This is a genomic window from Mycobacterium sp. SMC-8 (assembly GCF_025263565.1).
Lineage (GTDB): Bacteria > Actinomycetota > Actinomycetes > Mycobacteriales > Mycobacteriaceae > Mycobacterium.
In genome coordinates, this window is the sequence record NZ_CP079865.1 from 6,492,390 (window position 1) to 6,511,617 (window position 19,228).

At 68.3% G+C, this 19,228-nt stretch carries 16 protein-coding genes and 1 pseudogene; 4 read left to right on the top strand and 13 right to left on the bottom strand.

Annotated elements, in window-relative coordinates; translation table 11 throughout:
- Positions 1–28 precede the first annotated feature (28 nt).
- Positions 29–688: a TetR/AcrR family transcriptional regulator gene (locus KXD97_RS31160; protein ID WP_260754833.1), complete on the top strand. Its 660-nt coding sequence runs from the start codon at positions 29–31 to the stop codon at positions 686–688.
- Positions 689–787: 99 nt separating this feature from the next.
- Here KXD97_RS31160 and KXD97_RS31165 read toward each other — a convergent pair whose 3' ends face one another.
- A complete protein-coding gene (locus KXD97_RS31165; RefSeq protein ID WP_260754834.1) occupies positions 788–2,068 on the bottom strand; it encodes a WS/DGAT domain-containing protein in 1,281 nt (426 codons plus the stop codon).
- Between the two features lie 22 nt (positions 2,069–2,090).
- Between KXD97_RS31165 and KXD97_RS31170 the strand changes: the two genes are divergently transcribed.
- Entirely contained in the window at positions 2,091–2,900 is an 810-nt protein-coding gene (locus tag KXD97_RS31170; RefSeq protein WP_260754835.1) for an SDR family oxidoreductase, read from the top strand.
- Positions 2,901–2,904: 4 nt separating this feature from the next.
- Here the strand turns inward: KXD97_RS31170 and KXD97_RS31175 are convergent, their stop codons facing one another.
- The 12 genes and pseudogenes from KXD97_RS31175 to KXD97_RS31230 form a co-directional block, all read right to left on the bottom strand.
- Entirely contained in the window at positions 2,905–3,594 is a 690-nt protein-coding gene (locus KXD97_RS31175) for a hypothetical protein (RefSeq protein ID WP_260754836.1), read from the bottom strand.
- A pseudogene (locus KXD97_RS31180) lies at positions 3,591–4,251 on the bottom strand (Mce protein). The gene KXD97_RS31175 and the pseudogene KXD97_RS31180 overlap by 4 nt, the downstream one beginning before the upstream one ends.
- A 171-nt stretch (positions 4,252–4,422) precedes the next feature.
- Positions 4,423–5,922, bottom strand: coding sequence for an MCE family protein (locus KXD97_RS31185; RefSeq protein WP_260754837.1), 1,500 nt, complete (start codon positions 5,920–5,922; stop codon positions 4,423–4,425).
- A gap of 1 nt (position 5,923) precedes the next feature.
- On the bottom strand, positions 5,924–7,078 hold the full coding sequence (locus tag KXD97_RS31190) for a virulence factor Mce family protein (RefSeq protein ID WP_396884625.1): 1,155 nt from the start codon (positions 7,076–7,078) through the stop codon (positions 5,924–5,926).
- Positions 7,075–8,394 (bottom strand): MCE family protein, encoded by a 1,320-nt coding sequence (locus KXD97_RS31195; RefSeq protein ID WP_260754838.1) that lies wholly within the window; start codon positions 8,392–8,394, stop codon positions 7,075–7,077. Before KXD97_RS31195 ends, KXD97_RS31190 begins: the two co-directional genes overlap by 4 nt.
- On the bottom strand, positions 8,391–9,743 hold the full coding sequence (locus KXD97_RS31200; protein ID WP_260754839.1) for an MCE family protein: 1,353 nt from the start codon (positions 9,741–9,743) through the stop codon (positions 8,391–8,393). Before KXD97_RS31200 ends, KXD97_RS31195 begins: the two co-directional genes overlap by 4 nt.
- Positions 9,740–10,780 carry a virulence factor Mce family protein gene (locus KXD97_RS31205; protein ID WP_396884627.1) on the bottom strand — a complete coding sequence of 347 codons (1,041 nt, stop codon included), beginning with the start codon at positions 10,778–10,780 and terminating at the stop codon, positions 9,740–9,742. Before KXD97_RS31205 ends, KXD97_RS31200 begins: the two co-directional genes overlap by 4 nt.
- A gap of 34 nt (positions 10,781–10,814) precedes the next feature.
- Positions 10,815–12,263 carry an MCE family protein gene (locus tag KXD97_RS31210; RefSeq protein ID WP_260754840.1) on the bottom strand — a complete coding sequence of 483 codons (1,449 nt, stop codon included), beginning with the start codon at positions 12,261–12,263 and terminating at the stop codon, positions 10,815–10,817.
- A gap of 1 nt (position 12,264) precedes the next feature.
- A complete protein-coding gene (locus KXD97_RS31215) occupies positions 12,265–13,119 on the bottom strand; it encodes an ABC transporter permease (protein ID WP_260754841.1) in 855 nt (284 codons plus the stop codon).
- Positions 13,116–13,883 (bottom strand): ABC transporter permease, encoded by a 768-nt coding sequence (locus KXD97_RS31220; protein WP_260754842.1) that lies wholly within the window; start codon positions 13,881–13,883, stop codon positions 13,116–13,118. Before KXD97_RS31220 ends, KXD97_RS31215 begins: the two co-directional genes overlap by 4 nt.
- A gap of 177 nt (positions 13,884–14,060) precedes the next feature.
- Positions 14,061–14,534, bottom strand: coding sequence for a VOC family protein (locus KXD97_RS31225; RefSeq protein WP_260754843.1), 474 nt, complete (start codon positions 14,532–14,534; stop codon positions 14,061–14,063).
- A 78-nt stretch (positions 14,535–14,612) separates the two neighbouring features.
- Positions 14,613–15,212: a TetR/AcrR family transcriptional regulator gene (locus KXD97_RS31230; protein ID WP_260754844.1), complete on the bottom strand. Its 600-nt coding sequence runs from the start codon at positions 15,210–15,212 to the stop codon at positions 14,613–14,615.
- A 106-nt stretch (positions 15,213–15,318) separates the two neighbouring features.
- Between KXD97_RS31230 and KXD97_RS31235 the strand changes: the two genes are divergently transcribed.
- Positions 15,319–16,191 (top strand): alpha/beta fold hydrolase, encoded by an 873-nt coding sequence (locus KXD97_RS31235; protein WP_260754845.1) that lies wholly within the window; start codon positions 15,319–15,321, stop codon positions 16,189–16,191.
- A 28-nt stretch (positions 16,192–16,219) separates the two neighbouring features.
- Positions 16,220–19,150, top strand: coding sequence for an aminotransferase (locus KXD97_RS31240; RefSeq protein WP_260754846.1), 2,931 nt, complete (start codon positions 16,220–16,222; stop codon positions 19,148–19,150).
- The last annotated feature ends 78 nt before the right edge of the window (positions 19,151–19,228 follow it).

Consider the following 19,228-nt stretch of genomic DNA (forward strand, 5'->3'; position numbering starts at 1 on the left):
ATAACACCGTTATGGCAGCATGGCAACCATGAAACAGGTAGCTGACAGCCTTGTCGGGGCCGGGGTACGGCTGATGGAACGCGACGGCCTCGCGGCCTTGAGTGCCCGCAGCGTCGCCGCGGAGGCCGGCACGTCGACGATGGCGGTCTACACGCACTTCGGCGGCATGACGGGCCTGCTCGACGCGATCGCCGTCGAGGTGTTCAGCCGGTTCACCCAGGTCCTCACCGAAGTCGCGGACACCGACGATCCGGTCGCCGATTTCCTGGCCATGGGGCTGGCGTATCACCGGTTCGCGCTCGCCAACCCGGCGCGCTACCAGATGATGTTCGGCGCGGCCTCGCCGGCGTCCATCGCCCGATTCCGCAGCGACATCACCGCCACCGGTACCGCGACCAACCGCGCCGAATGGGCGGCGTCGTTCGGCGCGCTGCACCGCGCCGTGCACCGGATGATGGCGGCCGGCCGCATCCGCGTCGACGACGAGCTCGCCGTCGCGGGCCGGTTGTGGAGCATCAACCACGGCGCGGTGATGCTCGAGCTGGCGGGCTTCTTCGGGCACGAGGGCCACGGGCTGGCGCAGATCCTCGGCCCTCTGGTCATCGACACCCTCGTCGGCATGGGCGACGACCGGGACGCCGCGACGCGTTCGATGGAGTCCGTCGTCGCGGCACTGGCCGATTCGTAGGGTTGGCCGAGTCGTCGTGAGATCCGCATCATCCTCGCCGAGATCGCGTCCAGCGTGCGATTTTCCCGACTTGACGCGCGTGGAATGCGATTTCGGCGGTCAGGGCGACAGCGCGTGGGCCAGCCGCTCGACGTAGGCGTCGATGTCGCCGATCGCCGAGTCCGCGGCGTGCACGCTGACCGCGACCGTGTCGCCGATGCCGTGCACGCCGTGCGTGACGCCCATCATCGGCGACAGACTCGGAAAGCCGGCGGTCAGCACGACCGTCGCGGCGCCGAACCGCAGATCCGCGGGACCTCGGTTGACGCTGGAGACCACGGTGTTGCCCGTCACTGTGGGCGACCGCACGTCGGGATCGATTTGCGCTGTACCCCAACGCAGTAGAGGGGCCGGCAGGGTGGCGAACGCAGCCGCCTCGCTCTCCATCGCCGGGTGTGCGGCACGGCGCCGCCGCCGGTGGAGGTCCCCCGCGATCGCTTCGGCGCGCTCCTGCGGCGCCAGACCTGGATAGAGGCCGACGCCGACATTGCCGAAGTGGTTGTGTGCCCTGGGCGGCCCCGGCCGGGCCATCGGCACCTCCGCTCCCAACTCGGCCGGGTCGTCACCGATCTCACGCAGATGACCGGCCAGCGCCGCCGACACCGCCGCCAGCACGCCGACGGTCACTGTCGACGCACCGAACCGTCCGCGCGGGCACACCACCGTACGCAGCCGGCGAGCGCCGTCGGGGCGGGTATTGCTGGTCAACGCGGGTCGCGAAAGCGCTTGCGGTGGAACCAGTCCCGCTTCGGTGTCGCGCACCAGCCGGCGGTGCGCCCGGCCGGCGGCGAACGCTCGCCAGGGCAGCGCCGCCCCGGACGCCGCCGGCGCGGTCACCGCGGGCACATCGACGTCACGGCCGAACAGGCGGGCGGCCAGCGCCGAGGCCCGGGTGCCATCGGCGAGGGCGTGGCAGATCTGCAGCACCGCAACCGATCCCGTGCCGTTGCCCGGCAGGCCGCCGACGGACGGGAACACGTGCAGCCGCCAGGTCAGAGCGGTCGCGTCGAGCTGTTCGTCGGTCAGATCCGCGACCGCCGCCAGGCACGCCTGCCAGTCGAGCGCGCCGAGGTTGTGCACCACGATCTGGTCGACGGCGACCTCGCGCGGCGCCCACACCGGATATGTCCAGAACCCGGTGTCGGCGATCCGCAGTCCGAACTCCGCACAGGTCTGCGCCCGGCCACGCACGACGTCCAGCGCCCGGTCCAGGTCGCCGACGCCGCCGTCACCGCCGCCGTCAAAGGCGTTGAAGGCGTACAGCAGGAACTGGTCGTTGGGGACCGCCGCCGACATCCAGTACATCTGCGCGTCGACCGCCGTGAGCCGGCGCACCGTCATCGGCCCAGGCTAGGCTGCCGGCATGGCGACAATGCCCGCGCCCTCGGACACGGGGGCGGCGTTGATCACCGGCGCATCGTCGGGAATCGGGGAACACCTGGCCCGCGAACTTGCGCGGCGCGGGCATCAGGTGGTCCTGGTGGCGCGGCGTTCCGAGCGGCTGCGGCAGCTGGCCAATGCGCTCGGCACGCGCGCCCACGTGCTCGCCGCCGACCTGGCCGAGCGTGCGGACCGGGCGGCGTTACCCGACCGGGTGGCCGCCCTGGGGCTGACGGTGGATGTGCTTGTCAACAACGCGGGCGTGGCGAATGTGGGGGCGGTCGCGCGGGTGGACGTCGACGACGAACTGCGGCTCATCGAGGTCGACGTCGCTGCCGTCGTCGACCTGTGCACCCGGTTCGTGCCGGCCATGGTGGCGCGCGGACGGGGCGCTGTGCTCAATGTCGCGTCGGTCGGGGCGTTCGGTCCGGTGCCGTGGCAGGCGTCCTACGGCGCAGCCAAGGCGTTCGTGCTCTCCTACACCGAGGCGATGCGCGAGGAGTTGAAGGGCACCGGCGTGACGGCGGCCGTCGTGTGTCCGGGTCCGGTGCGGACGGGGTTCGGCGAGGCCGCCGGCATTCCCGACGAGGACGCCGAGAAGTTGCTCCCGAGTTTCCTGTGGGAGCAGCCGGAGGCCGTCGCCAGGGCCGCGGTCGACGGCCTGGTCCGTGGCCGGCGGATCATCGTGCCCGGCGCTGCGAACCGGGTGGCGGCGGCGCTGAACCGGTTGGCCCCGCGCTGGGTCCTGCTGCCGATGCTGGCCCGCAACCACCCCGGCCGCGAGCCGCGCTGAACCGCTACACCGGATCGAACTTGGAGATCAGCCAGCGGTCGCCGTCCTTCTCCAGCGTCACCCGCACGCTCGAGGCGGTGTCGGTGGGGGCGTCCGCGCCGACCGACACCGTCTGGTTCACGAACAGCAGCACCACGGCCTCGCTCGGAGTCGCCGACACCGACGCCGCGGCAGGCACCGACGCGACGGCCGAGATCTGCTTCTCCTTGGCGCCGGGGATCACCACGTCTTTGGTCAACGACGTGTAGGCGTCCCGGAATTCACCGGTCAGCAGCTCGCGTGCCGCACCGAGCTGCTGTTCGACGGTGTCGGGCTTATAGGACAGCAGCGCGATCGTGCTGTCGCGGGCCGCTTGCACCGACATCGCAGCGGCGACTTCGCTGTTGCGGATCGAATTGTCGCGCCACTTCAGATATCCCGCGCCCAGCGCGAGCACCAGGGCCAGCGCCGGCAGCACCGCGAACGCCACCACCCGCGACCATGCGATGCCGCCTTTCGGCGCAGGCGCGTCAGCGGCCCCGGCCACCTCGTCAGCCGCGGCGGTCTCGTCGACCGCCTCGGTTTCGTCCGGCCCGGTGGTCTCGTCGGCCGCCCCGGTGTCGGCGGGCTCGGCCGGCTCAGCGGTCTCGGCCTCGACGATCTCGGTCGCGTCGTCGTCGGTCGCGCCGACTGTCACGTCGTTCTTGTCGCTCACGGCACGAACTCCACTTTCGCCACCTTCGCCTCGCCGTCGACGTCCTGCACCGTCAGCCGCATCCGCCACGCCCGCGGTTGCTGTTCGGGTGCGCCGGCGTTCGTGGTCTGCACGGTCACCGCGACCAGCACCTGGGCCTCGTTGTCGCTGGAGGACTCCAGGCCCGCCTCGGCGACGGTGCCGACCGACTTCGACTGAGCCTGCTTGACCACCTCCACGAACGGCTCCGCGCGCCGCTGGAAATCGTCGTAGAACGTGCCGGTGGCCGAGTCCAGAATGCGCTGGACGTCGGCGTCGGCGTTCTGCCAGTCGATGGTCGTCAAATTGAGGGCTCCCTGCCGCCCGACCTGCAAGAAGACGTTTCGCTGTTCCTCGGCCTTGTTAGGACTCGTAGGTGCGGTATCCGAGCCAGCCGGTGAGGCCCGCCAGGGCCAGCACGCCGACCGTCCCGGCGATCAGCGCGAGCTTGACATGCGAGATCGGCCTGCGGGGCGCGACCTCATCCTCGACCTCGGCCGCGGCGGCCTCGGAGTCCTGGACCCCGTCCGACTCCGTCTCGCCCGTATCCGCGACCGACGCCGTGGCTTCAGGGCTCTCGCCGGGCGCGCCGACCTCGGTGGTCGACTCCTCCTCAGCGGGTCTCTTCTCGTCTGCCATCAATGTTTCCTCAGCGGCCGGCGGGCCAGATCGGGGTCGGTGCACAGGTCGGTACCAACTTACGTGTCCGACACCATATCGTCGGCGGCCGCGAGCCGATTCGACGCACTGACTATTGACCACCACGTTCGGAACAGTCCCGTGCCCCAGTCGTCCGCAGACAGCGAGCGGTCAGCCCCCGGGCGGGACGAGCATCGACTGCCACGGCCGCTCCCCCGACGCGCCACCGGCAAGGTTGGATTGCGTGTACACCTTCCCGTCCGGACCGACGTATTCGCCAGAGGCGGGGTCGTATTCGGCAGCCGCCACGGGCAGCGGAGGCGTCCCCGGCGGTGGAGGCGTCACCGCGACCGGAACATCCGGTGGCATGTCGGGGATCGGCTCTCCGGACAGCGTGGCGTTCGGATCGCCCTTCCAGTTGTAGCCGTCGTTGAGCGGCACGTACACCTCGTCGCTTTCACAGTCCTGCCAGGTCGGGGCGCGTTTGCCCGGCACGGAGACGCACGGCAGGTTGCGGGCGCCGCGGACGTTGAACGGCGCGTCCTGCGGGACGCGGCAGTACAGGTTGCCCGCCGGCCTGTCGGGGTAGTCCTCGAAGGTCGGCACGCGACGCTGCTGCGCCGGAAGGAAGCCGGTGGTGCATGGCGGCGGCAACTGCTGGGGCGGCAACGGAATCGGCGCCGGGAAAAACGGGATCGCCAGGTTCAGGTTGAAGACCAGGGCATCACCCATGTAGTCCTGCTTGGTGTTGCGCTTGTGCACGCCGACGGCTTGGGTGACCGCGGTGCCCTGCGGCAGCAGCACCAGTAACTGCTCAAGGCTGGGCTGATAGGTGACCGCCACCTCGCCGACGCTCACCAGGTTGGCCAGCACGATCGGCAACGTCGGTTGCAGCCGGTCGAACAGCGCCCGCACCTCCTCGGCGCCGCCCGGCCCCTTCTCCAGAATCCCGGCCACGGCCGGGTCCTGGTTCTGCAGCTGCCCGGAGATGCTCGCCAGATTCGCCGCCCACGCCTGGATCGAGTCGCCGGTCTCGGTCTGAGAATCGAGCACCGGTTTGGACTGGTCGATCAGCGTGGTCAGCGACTCGAGGTTCTTGCGGGCGTCGATGGCCAGTGCGGTGCTGCCGGTGACCAACCGGCGCAGGTCCGGCCCGAGCCCGCCGACGGCGGTGTAGGCCTCGTCGACGACGGTCTGCAGGTTCTCCTGCGGTATCGCCTCAAGGCCGGTGTTGGTGGCGTTCAACACCCCGTTGATGTCCGTCGGAATCGACGTCCGGTCCATCGGGATGACGTCGCCGTCCTTGAGCACCGGCCCCTCGGCGCTTCGGGGCAGCAACTGCACGAACTGCTCACCGACCGAGGACACGCTGTGCACCTCGGCGTCGACATCGGCGGGAATCTCGACGTCGTCATTCAGCGACAGCACCGCCACGACGCCTTTATCGGTCAGCTGGACGCTCTTCACCTCGCCGACCTCGACGCCGCGATAGGCGACGTTGCCCCTCGGGTACAGGCCACCCGTTTCGGGCAGCTCCACGGTCACCCGGTACTGCCCGATGCCGAGGAACGCGGGCAACCGCATGTAGGCGAAAACCATGATCGCCAGGGCGGTCGTCGCGATGACGGCGAAGATCGCCAGCTGGATCAGGATTCGACGAGTCAGACGCATGCTATGGCCCCTGGTCCCAGCGGTACGGAGCGACCAACGGGTTGCCCGCGGTGCCGGGGCCGCCCGCGATGCACGGGTTGGGGAACTGCCCGATGGTGCGGCCCCACTGCAACTCCAGCCAGGTCAGGTCGCACTCCCACCGGCTTCCGGTGAAGAATCCGGAGTCGATCCTGCTCAATGTCAGGTCGAGGATCAACGTGAGGTTGGCGTAATCGCCGCGCATCCAGTTGGTCAGCGTCTCCTTGGGGAACGGGAACGTCGGCAGGAAGCTCAGCGCGCGGGTCAGCGCGGGGCCGGCATCGGCGAGTTCCTCCAGCACCGGGCCCAGGTCTTCGAGTTCGGCAACCAGCGCCTCCTGGGTCTGGTTGACCGAGTCGGCGGCCAGCGCGCTGAACCTCCCCAACTGGGTGAGCGCCTCGGCAAGGTTGTTGCGCTGGTCTCTGAGCACGGCCAGCGCATCGGGGATGGTCCGTAGGGCCTTGTCCACCACGGGTTTCTGCTCCGCGAGCTGTCCCACCAGGTTGTTGAGGCTCTCCGCCGCGGCGATGATGTCGTCCTTCTGGTCGTCGAGGTAACCGATGGCCTTGTCGAGCTGCTCGATCAGGCTGCGCAGGTCGTTCTCCCGACCGGTGAAGGCGGTGCTCAACGCTTCGGTGATGTCCTGGATCTCGCCGATGCCGCCGCCGTTGAGCAGCATGGCGATGGCAGCCAGCGCCTGTTCGGTGGTCGGGTAGGCCCGCGATGACGACAGCGGAATCAGCGAGCCCTCTTTCAGTCTGCCCTGCGGCGCTTCGTCGGTGGGTGGCGCCAATTCGATGTGCAGCGAACCCAGCAAGCTGGTCTGGCCGAGGGTCGCTGTCGCGTTCGCCGGCAGCTCGACGTCGCCATTGAGCTGCATCGTCACCAGCGCATGCCAGCCTTGACGTTCGATCTTTCTGACGTGGCCGACGTTGACGTCAGCGACCCGGACGCGGGAGTTCGGCTCGATGGTGTCGACCTCTGGCATCTGCGCCTGGATCTGAAACGCTCCCGGCCCCGTGCCCTCGACACCGGGCAGCGGAACGGAGTTCAGCCCGCGCCAGTCGGAACAGCCCGCCAGCAACCCGACCAGCACGGTCGCGATGGCAACCGCGCGAAATGCGCTGGCGCGCATCATGATCCTGCTCCATGCGGCACCATCAGGCCCTGCAGGCCGTCAGCCGGGTTGGGCGCGGTGGGCGGCGCCGCCTCCGCGGGCAGGAGCGGCCCCATGGCTGGTGACGGTGGCGCACCCGCCGGCGGCTCGGCGGAAACCGGTTGCGGCGGAATGTAATCGGGACGCAGCCAGTCCTCGCTGTAGGTGAGCTCATTCGGCCTGGTGGTGGCGCCGACGAAGACGTTCTGCGCGAGCGGCAGGAAGTTGTATTGGCGGTTCTTGATGATCGGCGCCATGTACTGCACGCACAGTTTCGCCGACTCCTCGGCGCCCAGGCGTGAGGCCGCCTGGATGGCGCCGCACAGGAAGGAGACCGGGTCGGCGAAGTTGTTGATCATCGGCACACTGCTGACCGCGCCCTGGGCGGGTTGCCAAATGTTGACGTAGTTCTGCAGGGTGTTGGGAGCCACGTGCAGAAACTGCTTCACGTCGGCGAGACTGTCCGTCAACGCCTGGGTCACGCCCGCGAGTTTGTCCGACGTGGTGCCCAGCGATTCGCGGTTGTCGGCAACGAATGTCTGGACCTCCCCGACGGCCCTGTCGAGGTCCCGGACCGCGTTGGCCACCTCGTCGGGATCGTCGGCGAGCAGACCGGTCACGCCGGCCAGATTCTGGTTGAGCTGACGCATCAGGTTGGTGCTGTCCTGCAGCGCGGACACCAGGGTCGCCAGGTTCTTGACCGTGGAGAAGATGTTGGTGCTGTTGTCCCCCAGCGCCGAAACGGCTTGCGACAGCTTGATGACGGTGTCCCGGATGTTGGCGCCTTCGCCGCGAAGATTGTCGGCGGTGGTGTTGATGACGGAGCCGAGCGGGCTCACGCCGCCGGGCTCGGTGGGCTGCAATGTGTCGGCCAGTGTCGCCAGCTGCTGGCGGACCTCGTCCCATTCCACCGGGACCGCGGTGCGCTCCCGCGGGATCACCGCGTCGTCCTCCATCACCGGCCCACCCGTGTAGGCGGGGGTGAGCTGGATGGTGCGCGCCGTCACCAGCGTCGGCGACAGGATCACCGCCTTCGCGTCCGCCGGCACCTTGTACTTGCTGTCGTACCAGAAGGAGATCTTGACCGACTCCGGCTGCGGCTCGATGGACTCGATCCTGCCGACGGGCACGCCGACGATACTGACATGGTCGCCTGCATAGATGCCGTTGCTGTTCTCGAAGTACGCGACGGCGTAGGTGCGGCTGATCCGATCGGTGGTGCGCAGCAGCACGACCACGCCACCGACCAGAATCACAGCCAGTGAAGCGATCAGGAGGATCCGGAGGGTGCGCGTCATCGTCCGGCCTCCGCGGATCCGAGATGAGGCGCCTCACCGGGCGCGGGTACCAGCACCGGCGCCGGGGTCGGTCCCGGAATCGACTGCTGGGCCGGTGCCGCCTCGGCGGGCGGCCCCGGCGGCGGCCCGCCGGGTGGCGGCGCCGGCAGCGGCGCGCGATAGGGGTAGCAGCCCGGGCCGGGCAACGGCAGCCCGGGCGGCCCGCACGGCTGGTCGCCGGGATTGCCGGTGATGGCGTCGGGAACCGTCAGTCGCGGCTCGCCGCCCTGCCCTGTCCGGGGGTAGGGCGAAGGCAGTGCCGGTGTGCCCGGCTGTCCGACGGGCGGATCGGTCAGTTCCGAGGGCAACAGCACAGTGGGGTCCAGCCCCAGATCGGAGAACGCGGAGTCGATGAAAGGCTGCAGGAACTGGCCCGGGAGCAGGTTGGCGACATAGGTCTTGAAGAACGGCCCGGACGCCACCGACTCGCCCAGCGACATCGAGTACTGCTGAAGCAGTTGGATGGACTTCTGCAGGCGTTCCTTGCGGTTGTCGATCATCGTCAGCACGCCGTTGAGCTTGTCCAGCGCGGGCCGCAGCGTTTCGCGGTTCTCGGCGATGAAGCCCAGCAGTTGATCGCTGAGCGCAGAGATGTTGCCGGAGATCTGATCAAGGGCGGCGCTCTGGTTCCGCAGCTCGATCAGCAGCGCGTTGCTGTTCGCGACCAGGCTCACGACCTGATTGCTGCGCTCGGCCAGCACCGTCGTGGCCTTCTCGGCGTTGCCCAGCAGGGATCGCAACTCGGCGTCGCGCTCGTTGAGGGTCTCCGAGAACCGCGCGACCCCCTGCACGGCAACGCGCAGTTGCGGCGGGGTGTCGGCGAACGTCGCCGACAGGACCCGCAGCGAATCAGACAGCTGATCGGTGTCGAGCCCGCTGATCGTCATCGCCAGATCGCCCAGCGCGTCGGGGAGTTGGTACGGCGACGTGGTGCGCTCGAGCGGGATCGGACCGTCGAGTTGACCCCCGCCCCGCGAGGTGATCTCCAGCATCTTGGAGCCCAGCAGGCCCTGGGTCTTGATCGCCGCCTCGGTGCGCTCACCGAGCCGGATGTCCCGGGCGATGGTGAATGTGACGCGCGCACTTGATCCGTCCAACTCGATGGACTTGACGTCGCCCACGGTGAATCCCGAAACCTGCACGTCTTCACCGGTTTTCAGGCCGCCCGCCTCGGCGAAGTAGGCCGAGTACTCCTTGCCCTGCAGAAACGGCAGCCTGTCGTAGTTCAACGACCCCAGCACGATGCCGATCGTGGCCGCCAGCCCGACGACGCCGACGACGAGTTGGTTGCGTTCACTGAAGGACTTCATCGCGGCGCGCACCTCCCGGTGGACTGGCCGGCGACCTTGACGTACACCGGCTGCCCGCCCTTACCGTTGAGCTTCAGCACGATGTCGCACAGGTAGAAGCTGAAGAAGTCACCGTAGATGCCTTGGCGCGCCAGCGCTTGATACGCGTCCGGGAGCGTGTTGAGGAAGTTGTCGAAGTACTCGTGATCGGCCACCACGATCGCCGCGGAGCGGTCGGTCTCCCGAACCGTCTTGGCCAGCGGCGGACGAGCCTGTGTGAGCAGGTCCGCGACGGTGGCGGCCGCGGCGTTCGTATACGCCAGGCCGTTGCTCAGGTCCTCTTTGCGATCCCGCAGCGTCTGCACCAGGTCGGCGAGCGCGTCGATCGCCTTGGCGAACTGGTCGTTCTGATCACCGAGCGAGCCCAGCACGACGTTGAGGTTGGTGATCACCTGGCCGATCAGCTGGTCCCGGTCGGCCAGCGTGCTCGTAAGGGTCGCAGTCTGCGCCAGGAACGAGTTGATCGTCCCGCCCTGTCCCTGCAGGGCCGAGATCAGCTGACCCGACAGTGCGTTCACCTGCTCGGGATCCAGCGCCCGGAACAGGGGCCGGAATCCACCGATCAGCGCGTCGAGGTCCAGCGCCGGCGCGGTGCGGGCCATCGGAATCGTCTCTCCGGGTTCGAGAGTCGTCGTCGCGCCGGCCCCCTCCTGCAGCGCCAGATAGCGCCCACCGATCAGGTCGTCGTACCGGATGACGGCCCTGCTGCCCTCGGTCAGCACCACCGACTGATCCGCGGTGAACTCGACCAACGCCGTCGTGTCCGGCTGAATGGCGACCTTTTTGACCTTGCCCACCTCGACGCCGGCGATGCGGACGAAGTCCCCGTTCTCCAGCCCGGTCACATTGGCGAACGCAGCCTTGTAGGTGTGGGTCTTCTCCCCGAAACGCATCTGACCGAACACCGCGAACAATCCGAAAACACCGATCAGGCACACAGTCAGGAACGCGCCGAGACGCACGGCGTCGTGGCGCACCCTGGTTGTCAAGCCCGGCATGGCGGTGTACCTCTCCTCGCTCTTGCGACGGCGGTCATGGTTTCGGAGCCGCCTCGCGCGGCAACGGCACGGGTGGTCGGGGCGTCGGCTGCATCTGCGCCGGGTGGTGCACGATGAACGGCTCGGAGCCGGGCCTCGGTCCGGGGTCCCGCGGCGCCATCGGGGGCGGTGCCGGTGGCAGTCCCGGCCACAGCGGGGTGCCGTCCGGTGCGTACAGGTCCGCGCCATAGGCGGGCGCGCCCGGATACGGAACCGGACCGATCGCGGGTCCGCCGAAGAGGTTGCGGATGCTCGGCGGTTCCGGCACCGCCCGGGTGACAGGCAGGTAGTTGGCCCAGGCCGGGAAACCGATGCCCGGATTGGGCCGCCAGTCGATCCCGGTGCCGAATCCGGTGTTGGTGACCAGGTTTCGCACGGGCCAGTTCTTGGCGACGTCGGGCAGCGAACCGCAGCTCGGTTTGCCGCCCGGCCCGCCCTTGGCGCCGATGATCGGCAGGTTGTCCGGGTAGTGGTACGGGTCATCGCCGAGCGTCAGCCCGACGTCGAGCACCAACGTTCGTCCGTTGCCGCCCGGCGCCTCGTAGCCGCCGGTGTCGAGCAGGGTCTTCGCCCCCGTCAGCAGGCAGGTGTAGGACGGGCTGTACTTGTGCAGCAGGTTCGTGGTCGGCTCGAGCACGTTGACGGCCTTGATGAGGTTGGCCTGGTTGGGCGCCAGCAAGCTGATGCCGCTGTTGGAGAGTCCCGTGGTGGCCAGCAGCAGAGCATCCAGCTGGGTGGCGCGGGCGGTGATGGTCGTGCTGGTGGTGCTGAGCGCATCCAGGGTGGTCAGGATGTCCTGCGCGGCAGCGCTGTACGTGTCGTTGAAATCTCGTAGCGCCCGCCAGTCGGCGGCGATCGTGTCGCTGCGCGGATTCAGCTGGAGCAGGACCTGATTCGCGTCGGTGGTGGCCTGGCCGATTCGCTCGCCCTGCCCACGGACACCGTCGGCCAGCGCTGACAGGGTGCTGTTGAGCTTGGCCACGTCGATGCGCTCGATGATGTCGACGATGTTCTGGAACACCGTGTTGGCTTCGACGGTGACATTGCGGGACTCGATCACCTGCCCGGCTTGCAGCTGTCCCTGGGGATTCTCCGGATAGACCAGGTCGACGAACTTGGCACCGAAGACCGTGGTCGCCCGGATCTGACCTTCGACGTTGGCCGGGATGAACGCGATCTTGTCCTTGTCGATCTCCAGCGTCAGCGCCACCGGTTGGCTGCCGCCCTGGATGGCGGAGACCCGCCCGACCTGGACACCGCGCAGCTTGACCTTGGAGTTGGTCTCCATCACCAGGCCCGCACGTTCAGAGGTCAAGGTCACCGTTTCGTGCGGCTTGAACGTGCCGAAGAACAACGAGTACGTCAGCCACAGGGCGACCGCGAGCAGGACGAGCAGGATCAGCGTGTACCACGCCGGATGCAGGCCCTCGTCGTGTTGGTCCATGTCAGCCCGCCAGATTGAAGTTGCCGGACTGGCCGTAGACGGCGAGCGAGAGGAGCACCAGCACGGACGCCGAGACGATCAGCGAGGTGCGCACCGCCCGCCCGACGGCCTCCCCGACGCCTGCCGGCCCGCCGCGCGCGGTGTAGCCGTAATAGGTGTGCACGAGCATGATGATCACCGACAACACGATGCACTGCCCGAACGACCACATCAGGTCGGTGGGGTTGAGGAACGTCTTGAAGTAGTGGTCGTAGACGCCCGTCGACTGGCCGTAGATCACGGTCGTACCGAACCGCGCCGCCCAGAACGCCATCAGCACACCCACGCAGTACAGCGGGATCACCACGAGGAAGCCGGCGACCACCCTGGTCGAGGCGAGGAACGCGATGGACCGGATGCCCATCACCTCGAGCGCGTCGATCTCCTCGTTGATCCGCATGGCGCCCAGTTGTGCGGTGGCGCCGGCGCCGATGGTGGCCGACAACGCGATCGCGGTGGTGGCCGGTGCGATCAGCCGAACGTTGAAGTAGGCCGACACGAAGCCGGTCAGCGCCTCGACGCCGAGTTCGGAGAAGTCGCTGTAGCCCTGCACCGCCACCAGCGCGCCGGTGGTGACCGTCAGGAAGCCGACGATCGCGACCGTCCCGCCGATGACGATGAGCGCCCCCGCCCCGAGCCCCATCTGGGCGACGATCCGGATCAACTCGACGCTGTAGTGGCTGAAGACGTAGCCGACGGAGCGCAATGTGCGGCCGTAGAACTTCGTCTGCACCCCGATGTCGATCCAGGGATCGGCGACGGAGCGGAACCGGCCTTTCAGCCACGGGAACTGGGAATGGGGCCGAGCGACTGTCATAGCGTGATCTTGATCGCTACGGCCGTCGCGACGATGTTGATCGCGAACAGCGCCATGAAGGTGAACACCACGGTCTCGTTCACCGCGTTGCCGACCCCAGCCGGGCCGCCACGCACGGAAATCCCTTTGTAGCAGGCGATCAGACCGGCGGAGAGCCCGAACAACGCGGCCTTCATCAACGCGATCACCACATCGGCGGTACCGATGATCAGCGTCAGGCCCGCCGCGAACGCGCCCGGCGACACGTGCTGGATGTACACGACGAAGAAGTAGGCCCCCGACAGGCCGACGAGGATCACGGTCGCCGACAGCGCCAGCGACACGACCATGGCGGCCAGCACCCGGGGAACCACAAGGGCCTGAATGGGATTGATGCCCATCACCCGCAGTGCGTCGAGTTCCTCGCGGATGGTGCGGGCGCCCAGATCGGCACACATCGCGGTGGCCCCCGCGCCGGCGACCACCAACACGGTCACGATCGGCCCGATCTGGCGGACGGTGCCGAGCGCAGCTCCGGTCCCGGAGAAGTCCGCGGCGCCGAGCTCGGTCAGCAGGATCGTTGTGATGAAGGTGAGCAGCACGGTGTAGGGAATCGTCAGCAGCAGCGTCGGCACAATCGACACCCGAGCGACGAACCAGGCCTGGGAGATGAACTCACGCCACGCAAACGGCGGCTGGAACATCGCCACGAAGGTGTCCAGCGCCATCGAGAAGAAGCCGCCGAAAGCGCGCACGGGCTTGGCGATCACGTCAGAAGCGACCATCTATCCGCCCCTCCCCGTGTGCACCTCAGCCATAGGTCCTCCGACAACCGGCCTGGCCCCGATTCGGGTGGGGCTGAGGTTACACAGCCGAGGACGCGCAGAACCGTATATCAACAAATTCTGAGCTGGCAATACGAACGCCGTCGGGCGAGCTGAGACCGACTGGATACGTCGTGACTAGATACCCCGGACGGCGCCTTCGAGCTCGGCGATCACGATCCTGCGCATGCCCAGCATCGCCTTGGTCGCCGCCGCCGCCCGCGCGGGATCCGGATCGCCGATCAATTCACTGAGCCGGTCCGGCACGATCTGCCAGCTCAGCCCGTAGCGGTCCTTGAGCCAACCGCACTGCGATTCCTGGCCACCGTCGACCAGCCGGTCCCAGTAGTGATCGACCTCGTCCTGGTCACGGCAGGCGACGGTGAACGACACGGCCTCGGTGAACGGGAACTGCGGCCCGCCGTTGATGGCGATGAAGCGCTGACCGTCGAGCGTGAACGTCGCCGTCACCACCTCGCCGGGAGTCCCGGGGCCGGCGTCGGTGTAGCGCGCGACGGACTCGACGGCGGAGTTCGGGAAGATCGCGGTGTAGAACGCGACCGCCTCCTCCAGGTTGTCGTCGAACCACAGCGACGGCGTGATGGCGGGCATGGCAGCTCCTTCGGTCGAACAGTGTCCTGCCCGTTCCGACTCGGCGACGCCCCGCCACTCATCGGCGGGCGCCGCGATTCACCGTGGGCCGGTGGCTCCGACCGCCCGCAGCGCAAAATCCAGCACCGTCTCCTGGGCCTGCTTGCGGATCTGCGGATCGTCGCTGTTTTGGTTGCCGAGCACCCTGCTGACCACCGCATTGATCGCGACGGCATCGATCTCGGGTTCGGTAAGCGGGAAAGAGCCGTCATGCCGGCCACGGCGCAGGATCTCCGACAGCGACCGCTCACGGTCGGCGTGAAAGCGCTCCCTCAGCTCGCGGTAGCCTCTGGCCGCTCGGACCTCCTCGGAGTCGATGACGGTCAGCTGCAGTCGCTGCTGCGGGTCCACCACGAGGTCGAACACGGCGGCGATCCACGCCGCGAGCTGGTCGGTCGGTGTGCCGACCGCGGCGTCGGCGACCGCGTCCACCGCAGCGACGACCGCCTCGCACTCCTGCTGCAGCAACGCCAGGAAGAGGTCGTCCTTCGACAGAAAATGCCGGTAGAACGCCCGGCTGGACACTCCGGCCCCACGCAGGATCGCCGACACCGGAACAGGTCCGGAGTGCGGTTCTGCCAGGCAGCGGTATGCGGCGGTGATGATGCGCCGTCGATCGTCATCGTGATGACCCCCCATTGTCACAACCGTAAATATTACTGTCCGCAGGGTTGACCCGGCCCCGGGACGGCAACCACCCGCCCGCGCAGTAGCGTGATCGCGGGGACCAGCCGAGAGGACGCCCGTGAGCACCACCTGCAACGAACCAAGGACCGTCACCTTCCGCGGCGCCGAAGACCTGACACTTGTGGCCGACGAGTGGAACAAGCCTGCGGAGACCGCCGGGTTCGACGCCACCCGCCCCTCGGTGCTCATGCTGCACGGCGGTGGGCAGAACCGGTTCTCCTGGAAGAAGACCGGAAAGATCCTGGCCGGTGAGGGTTTGCACGTGGTCGCGCTCGACAGCCGCGGCCACGGTGACAGCGACCGCTCCCCCGACGCGAACTACACCGTCGAGTCGCTGTGTGCCGACACCTGCGCGGTGCTCGACCAGATCGGGCGGCCGACCGTGCTCATCGGCGCCAGCATGGGCGGCCTGACCGGGATTCTGACGGCCCGGCAGGCCGGTGCCGGGCGCGTGGCGCGGTTGATCCTCGTCGATGTGGTGCCGCGCTACGAGAAGGAAGGCAGCGCCCGCATCCGCGATTTCATGTTCAGTCACGTTCACGGCTTCGACTCACTGGAGCAGGCCGCCGACGCGGTGGCCGCGTATCTGCCGCACCGGACGAAACCCCGCAGCCCCGAAGGCCTCAAGAAGAATCTGCGGCGTCGCAACGGCCGGTGGTACTGGCATTGGGATCCGGCGTTTCTGACCAAGCCGAACGAGGACCCGTTCGTGCGGGTCGAGCTGCTCGAGCAGGCGGCGATCGAGTTGACGATCCCGATCCTGCTGGTGCGCGGGAAACTGTCCGATGTGGTGAGCGAGGAAGCGGTGTACGACTTCCTGGCGAAGGTCCCGGCTGCCGAGTTCGTCGAGCTCTCCGGTGCCGGACACACCGCAGCCGGGGACGACAACGACGCGTTCTCGGACGTCGTCACAGAGTTTGTGTTGCGATGAGCGCTCGGGCGAAGAGCATGGTGCACCAGTGAGCGCTCGGGGCTTCAACTTTCTGGAGCAGCCTGAGCTGCCCGCCCCGCAGGTGAGTGAGGCCCAGGCAGCCGACATCCTGTCCACGCACTACGGCATCACCGCGCGTGTGGAGTCGCTGGGCAGCCAACAGGACAAGAATTTCACCGTCCACGCCGACGACGGTCAGATCGTGGGCGTCCTCAAGATCGCCAATCCGGCGTTCACAGCCGAGGAACTGGCCGCACAGGACGAAGCCGCGCAGCTGATCGCGGAGGCCGAACCGGCGCTGCGGGTGTCGGTTCCGTTGGAGAACAAGGCCGGGCAGAAGTGCACGGCCGTCGAGGATTTGGCAGACGGCACCGCGTATGTGCGGCTGCTGCGCTACCTGCCGGGCGGGACGTTGCTACAGTCCGGGTACCTGAGCCCGGAGGCGGTCGCCGGTCTCGGCGACGTCGCCGGGCGCGTGAGCCGGGCCCTGGCGCAGTTCACCCATCCCGGACTGGACCGGATCCTGCAGTGGGACCTGCGATTCGGCATGGATGTGGTGGAGACGCTGAGCTCGCATGTCGCCGACGCGCCGCTGCGGGACCGGCTGCTGGCAGCGGCGCGGGAGGCGTGGGCGCGAATCACCCCGCTCGATGAGAAGCTGCCGCGCCAGGCCGCCCACATCGACCTGACCGACGCGAACGTGGTGGTGTCCCGCGAGGGCGCCCGTGTGCGCCCCGACGGAGTCATCGACTTCGGCGACCTGTCCCACACCTGGGCGGTCTCCGAGCTCGCCATCACCGCCTCGTCGGTACTGGGACATGTTGGTGCCCAAGTTGTTTCTGTACTCCCAGCGATCAGGGCCTTCCACGCCGTACGTCCGCTGTCGGCGGCCGAGGCCGACGCGCTCTGGCCGCTGATCGTGTTGCGGACCGCGGTGCTGATCGTGAGCGGAGCACAGCAGGCAGCGCTCGACCCGGACAACGACTACATCACCGCGCAGTCCGACGGCGAGCGTCGCATGTTCGAGCTGGCCACCTCCGTCCCGGTCGACGTGATGACCGCGCAGATCAAGGCCGACCTGGGATTGGCCGAGACGCGTCCCCCGGTGGCGGTCCAGGCGCAGCTCATCGGCGTGGATCGGTCGGCGGCCGTGAGCCTCGATCTGTCCACGACGTCAGATCTGTACGACGACGCGTTCGACTCGGCTGGATCGCTCCGTCCCGGCACGGACGAGAACGCCGCGCAGGCCGCCCTTGACCGGGGCGCCGCGGTTGTGGTGACGCGCTTCGGCGAGGCGATGCTGTGCCGGGCACCGAGACTGAGCCAGGACAGCCCGGAGGTGGTGGCCACCGGCGTCAGCGTGTGGACTGCCGCCGACACGCCGGTCGCAGCACCGTGGGACGGCGAGGCGCTGCACGACAGCACCGGATCGATCACGTTGCGCGGCACAGATTTCGAGGTGACACTGGTCGGCGTGACTCCTGGGCCCACCGGGGCCGTCACCGCCGGGGAGCTCGTGGGCACCTCGCGTGCGCGCGACCGGTTCGAGGTCAGTGTGCGCCCGGCCGGTGCACCGGCGGCCCCTGCGTTCGTGCGCGCCGAGCTCGCTGCGGGGTGGCTGGCCCACTCCCGGGATCCGCGACCGCTACTCGGCCTCGCACCCCTGCCAGGCCGCGCCGCCGCGGACCTGCTGTCCCGCAGGGACGCGAGTTTCGCTCCGGTTCAAGAGTTCTACTACCGCACACCGCCGCAGATCGAGCGGGGCCGTCGGCACTATTTGATGTCCACCGCCGGCCGTAGTTATCTCGACATGGTCAACAACGTGACCGTCCTGGGCCACGCACATCCGCGGATCGCAGATGCCGCCACCCGCCAGTTGCGCAAGCTGAACACGAATTCACGGTTCAACTACGAGGCTGTTGTCGAGTTCAGTGAGCGGCTGGCCGCGCTGCTGCCCGACCCGCTGGACACGGTGTTCCTGGTCAATTCGGGTTCGGAGGCCAGCGATCTCGCGATCAGGCTGGCGACGGCAGCGACGGGCCGTCGCGACGTGGTCGCGGTCCGCGAGGCCTATCACGGCTGGACATTCGGCACCGACGCGGTGTCGACGTCTACCGCTGACAACCCGAATGCGCTTGCGACCCGGCCGGATTGGGTGCACACCGTGGAATCGCCGAACAGCTTCCGCGGCAAGTTCCGCGGCACTGAGGCTTTCCGCTACACCGCCGAGGCGGTGGCTCAGATCGAAGACCTCATCGCATCGGGGCGCGCGCCGGCGGCGTTCATCTGCGAGAGCGTATACGGCAACGCCGGCGGCATGGCGCTGCCGGACGGTTACCTGCAGCGGGTGTACGCCGCGGTGCGGGCCGGTGGCGGGCTGGCGATCTCCGACGAGGTGCAGGTCGGCTACGGCCGGCTGGGCAACTGGTTCTGGGGCTTCGAACAACAGGACGCAGTGCCCGACATCGTTGCGGTGGCCAAGGCGACCGGCAACGGGTATCCGCTCGGCGCGGTGATCACCAGTCGCGCTGTCGCCGACGCGTTCTCCAGCCAGGGCTACTTCTTCTCGTCGACGGGCGGCAGTCCGCTGTCGTGCGCGATCGGTCTGACCGTCTTGAACGTGTTGCGCGACGAGGGTTTACAGGACAACGCCCGCCGCGTCGGCGAACACCTCAAAGCCCGGCTGGAGGCGCTGCGCGATCGTCACCCGATCGTCGGCACCGTGCATGGGTTCGGGCTGTACCTAGGCGTCGAGATGATCCGGGATGAGCAGTCGCTGGCGCCGGCGACCGAGGAGACCGCAGCGATCTGCGACCGGATGCTCGATCTCGGCGTGGTGATTCAGCCCACCGGGGACCACCAGAACATCCTCAAGACCAAGCCGCCGCTCTGCATCGACGTCGAAGCCGCCGACTTCTACGTCGACACCCTGGATCGGGTGCTGACCGAGGGCTGGTAGCACCCACCGGCAATGGACTGGCGCGGACGCGCCGGCGCCGAAGCCGGCCCGATGAGCATCAGAGTTGAGCCTCAGAAT

Coding starts and splice junctions, on each gene's coding strand:
- KXD97_RS31160 (WP_260754833.1), top strand. CDS start 29: ATGAAACAGGTAGCTGACAGCCTTGTCGGGGCCGGGGTACGGCTGATG.
- KXD97_RS31165 (WP_260754834.1), bottom strand. CDS start 2,068: ATGACGGTGCGCCGGCTCACGGCGGTCGACGCGCAGATGTACTGGATG.
- KXD97_RS31170 (WP_260754835.1), top strand. CDS start 2,091: ATGGCGACAATGCCCGCGCCCTCGGACACGGGGGCGGCGTTGATCACC.
- KXD97_RS31185 (WP_260754837.1), bottom strand. CDS start 5,922: ATGCGTCTGACTCGTCGAATCCTGATCCAGCTGGCGATCTTCGCCGTC.
- KXD97_RS31190 (WP_396884625.1), bottom strand. CDS start 7,078: ATGATGCGCGCCAGCGCATTTCGCGCGGTTGCCATCGCGACCGTGCTG.
- KXD97_RS31195 (WP_260754838.1), bottom strand. CDS start 8,394: ATGACGCGCACCCTCCGGATCCTCCTGATCGCTTCACTGGCTGTGATT.
- KXD97_RS31200 (WP_260754839.1), bottom strand. CDS start 9,743: ATGAAGTCCTTCAGTGAACGCAACCAACTCGTCGTCGGCGTCGTCGGG.
- KXD97_RS31205 (WP_396884627.1), bottom strand. CDS start 10,780: ATGCCGGGCTTGACAACCAGGGTGCGCCACGACGCCGTGCGTCTCGGC.
- KXD97_RS31210 (WP_260754840.1), bottom strand. CDS start 12,263: ATGGACCAACACGACGAGGGCCTGCATCCGGCGTGGTACACGCTGATC.
- KXD97_RS31215 (WP_260754841.1), bottom strand. CDS start 13,119: ATGACAGTCGCTCGGCCCCATTCCCAGTTCCCGTGGCTGAAAGGCCGG.
- KXD97_RS31220 (WP_260754842.1), bottom strand. CDS start 13,883: ATGGTCGCTTCTGACGTGATCGCCAAGCCCGTGCGCGCTTTCGGCGGC.
- KXD97_RS31225 (WP_260754843.1), bottom strand. CDS start 14,534: ATGCCCGCCATCACGCCGTCGCTGTGGTTCGACGACAACCTGGAGGAG.
- KXD97_RS31230 (WP_260754844.1), bottom strand. CDS start 15,212: ATGGGGGGTCATCACGATGACGATCGACGGCGCATCATCACCGCCGCA.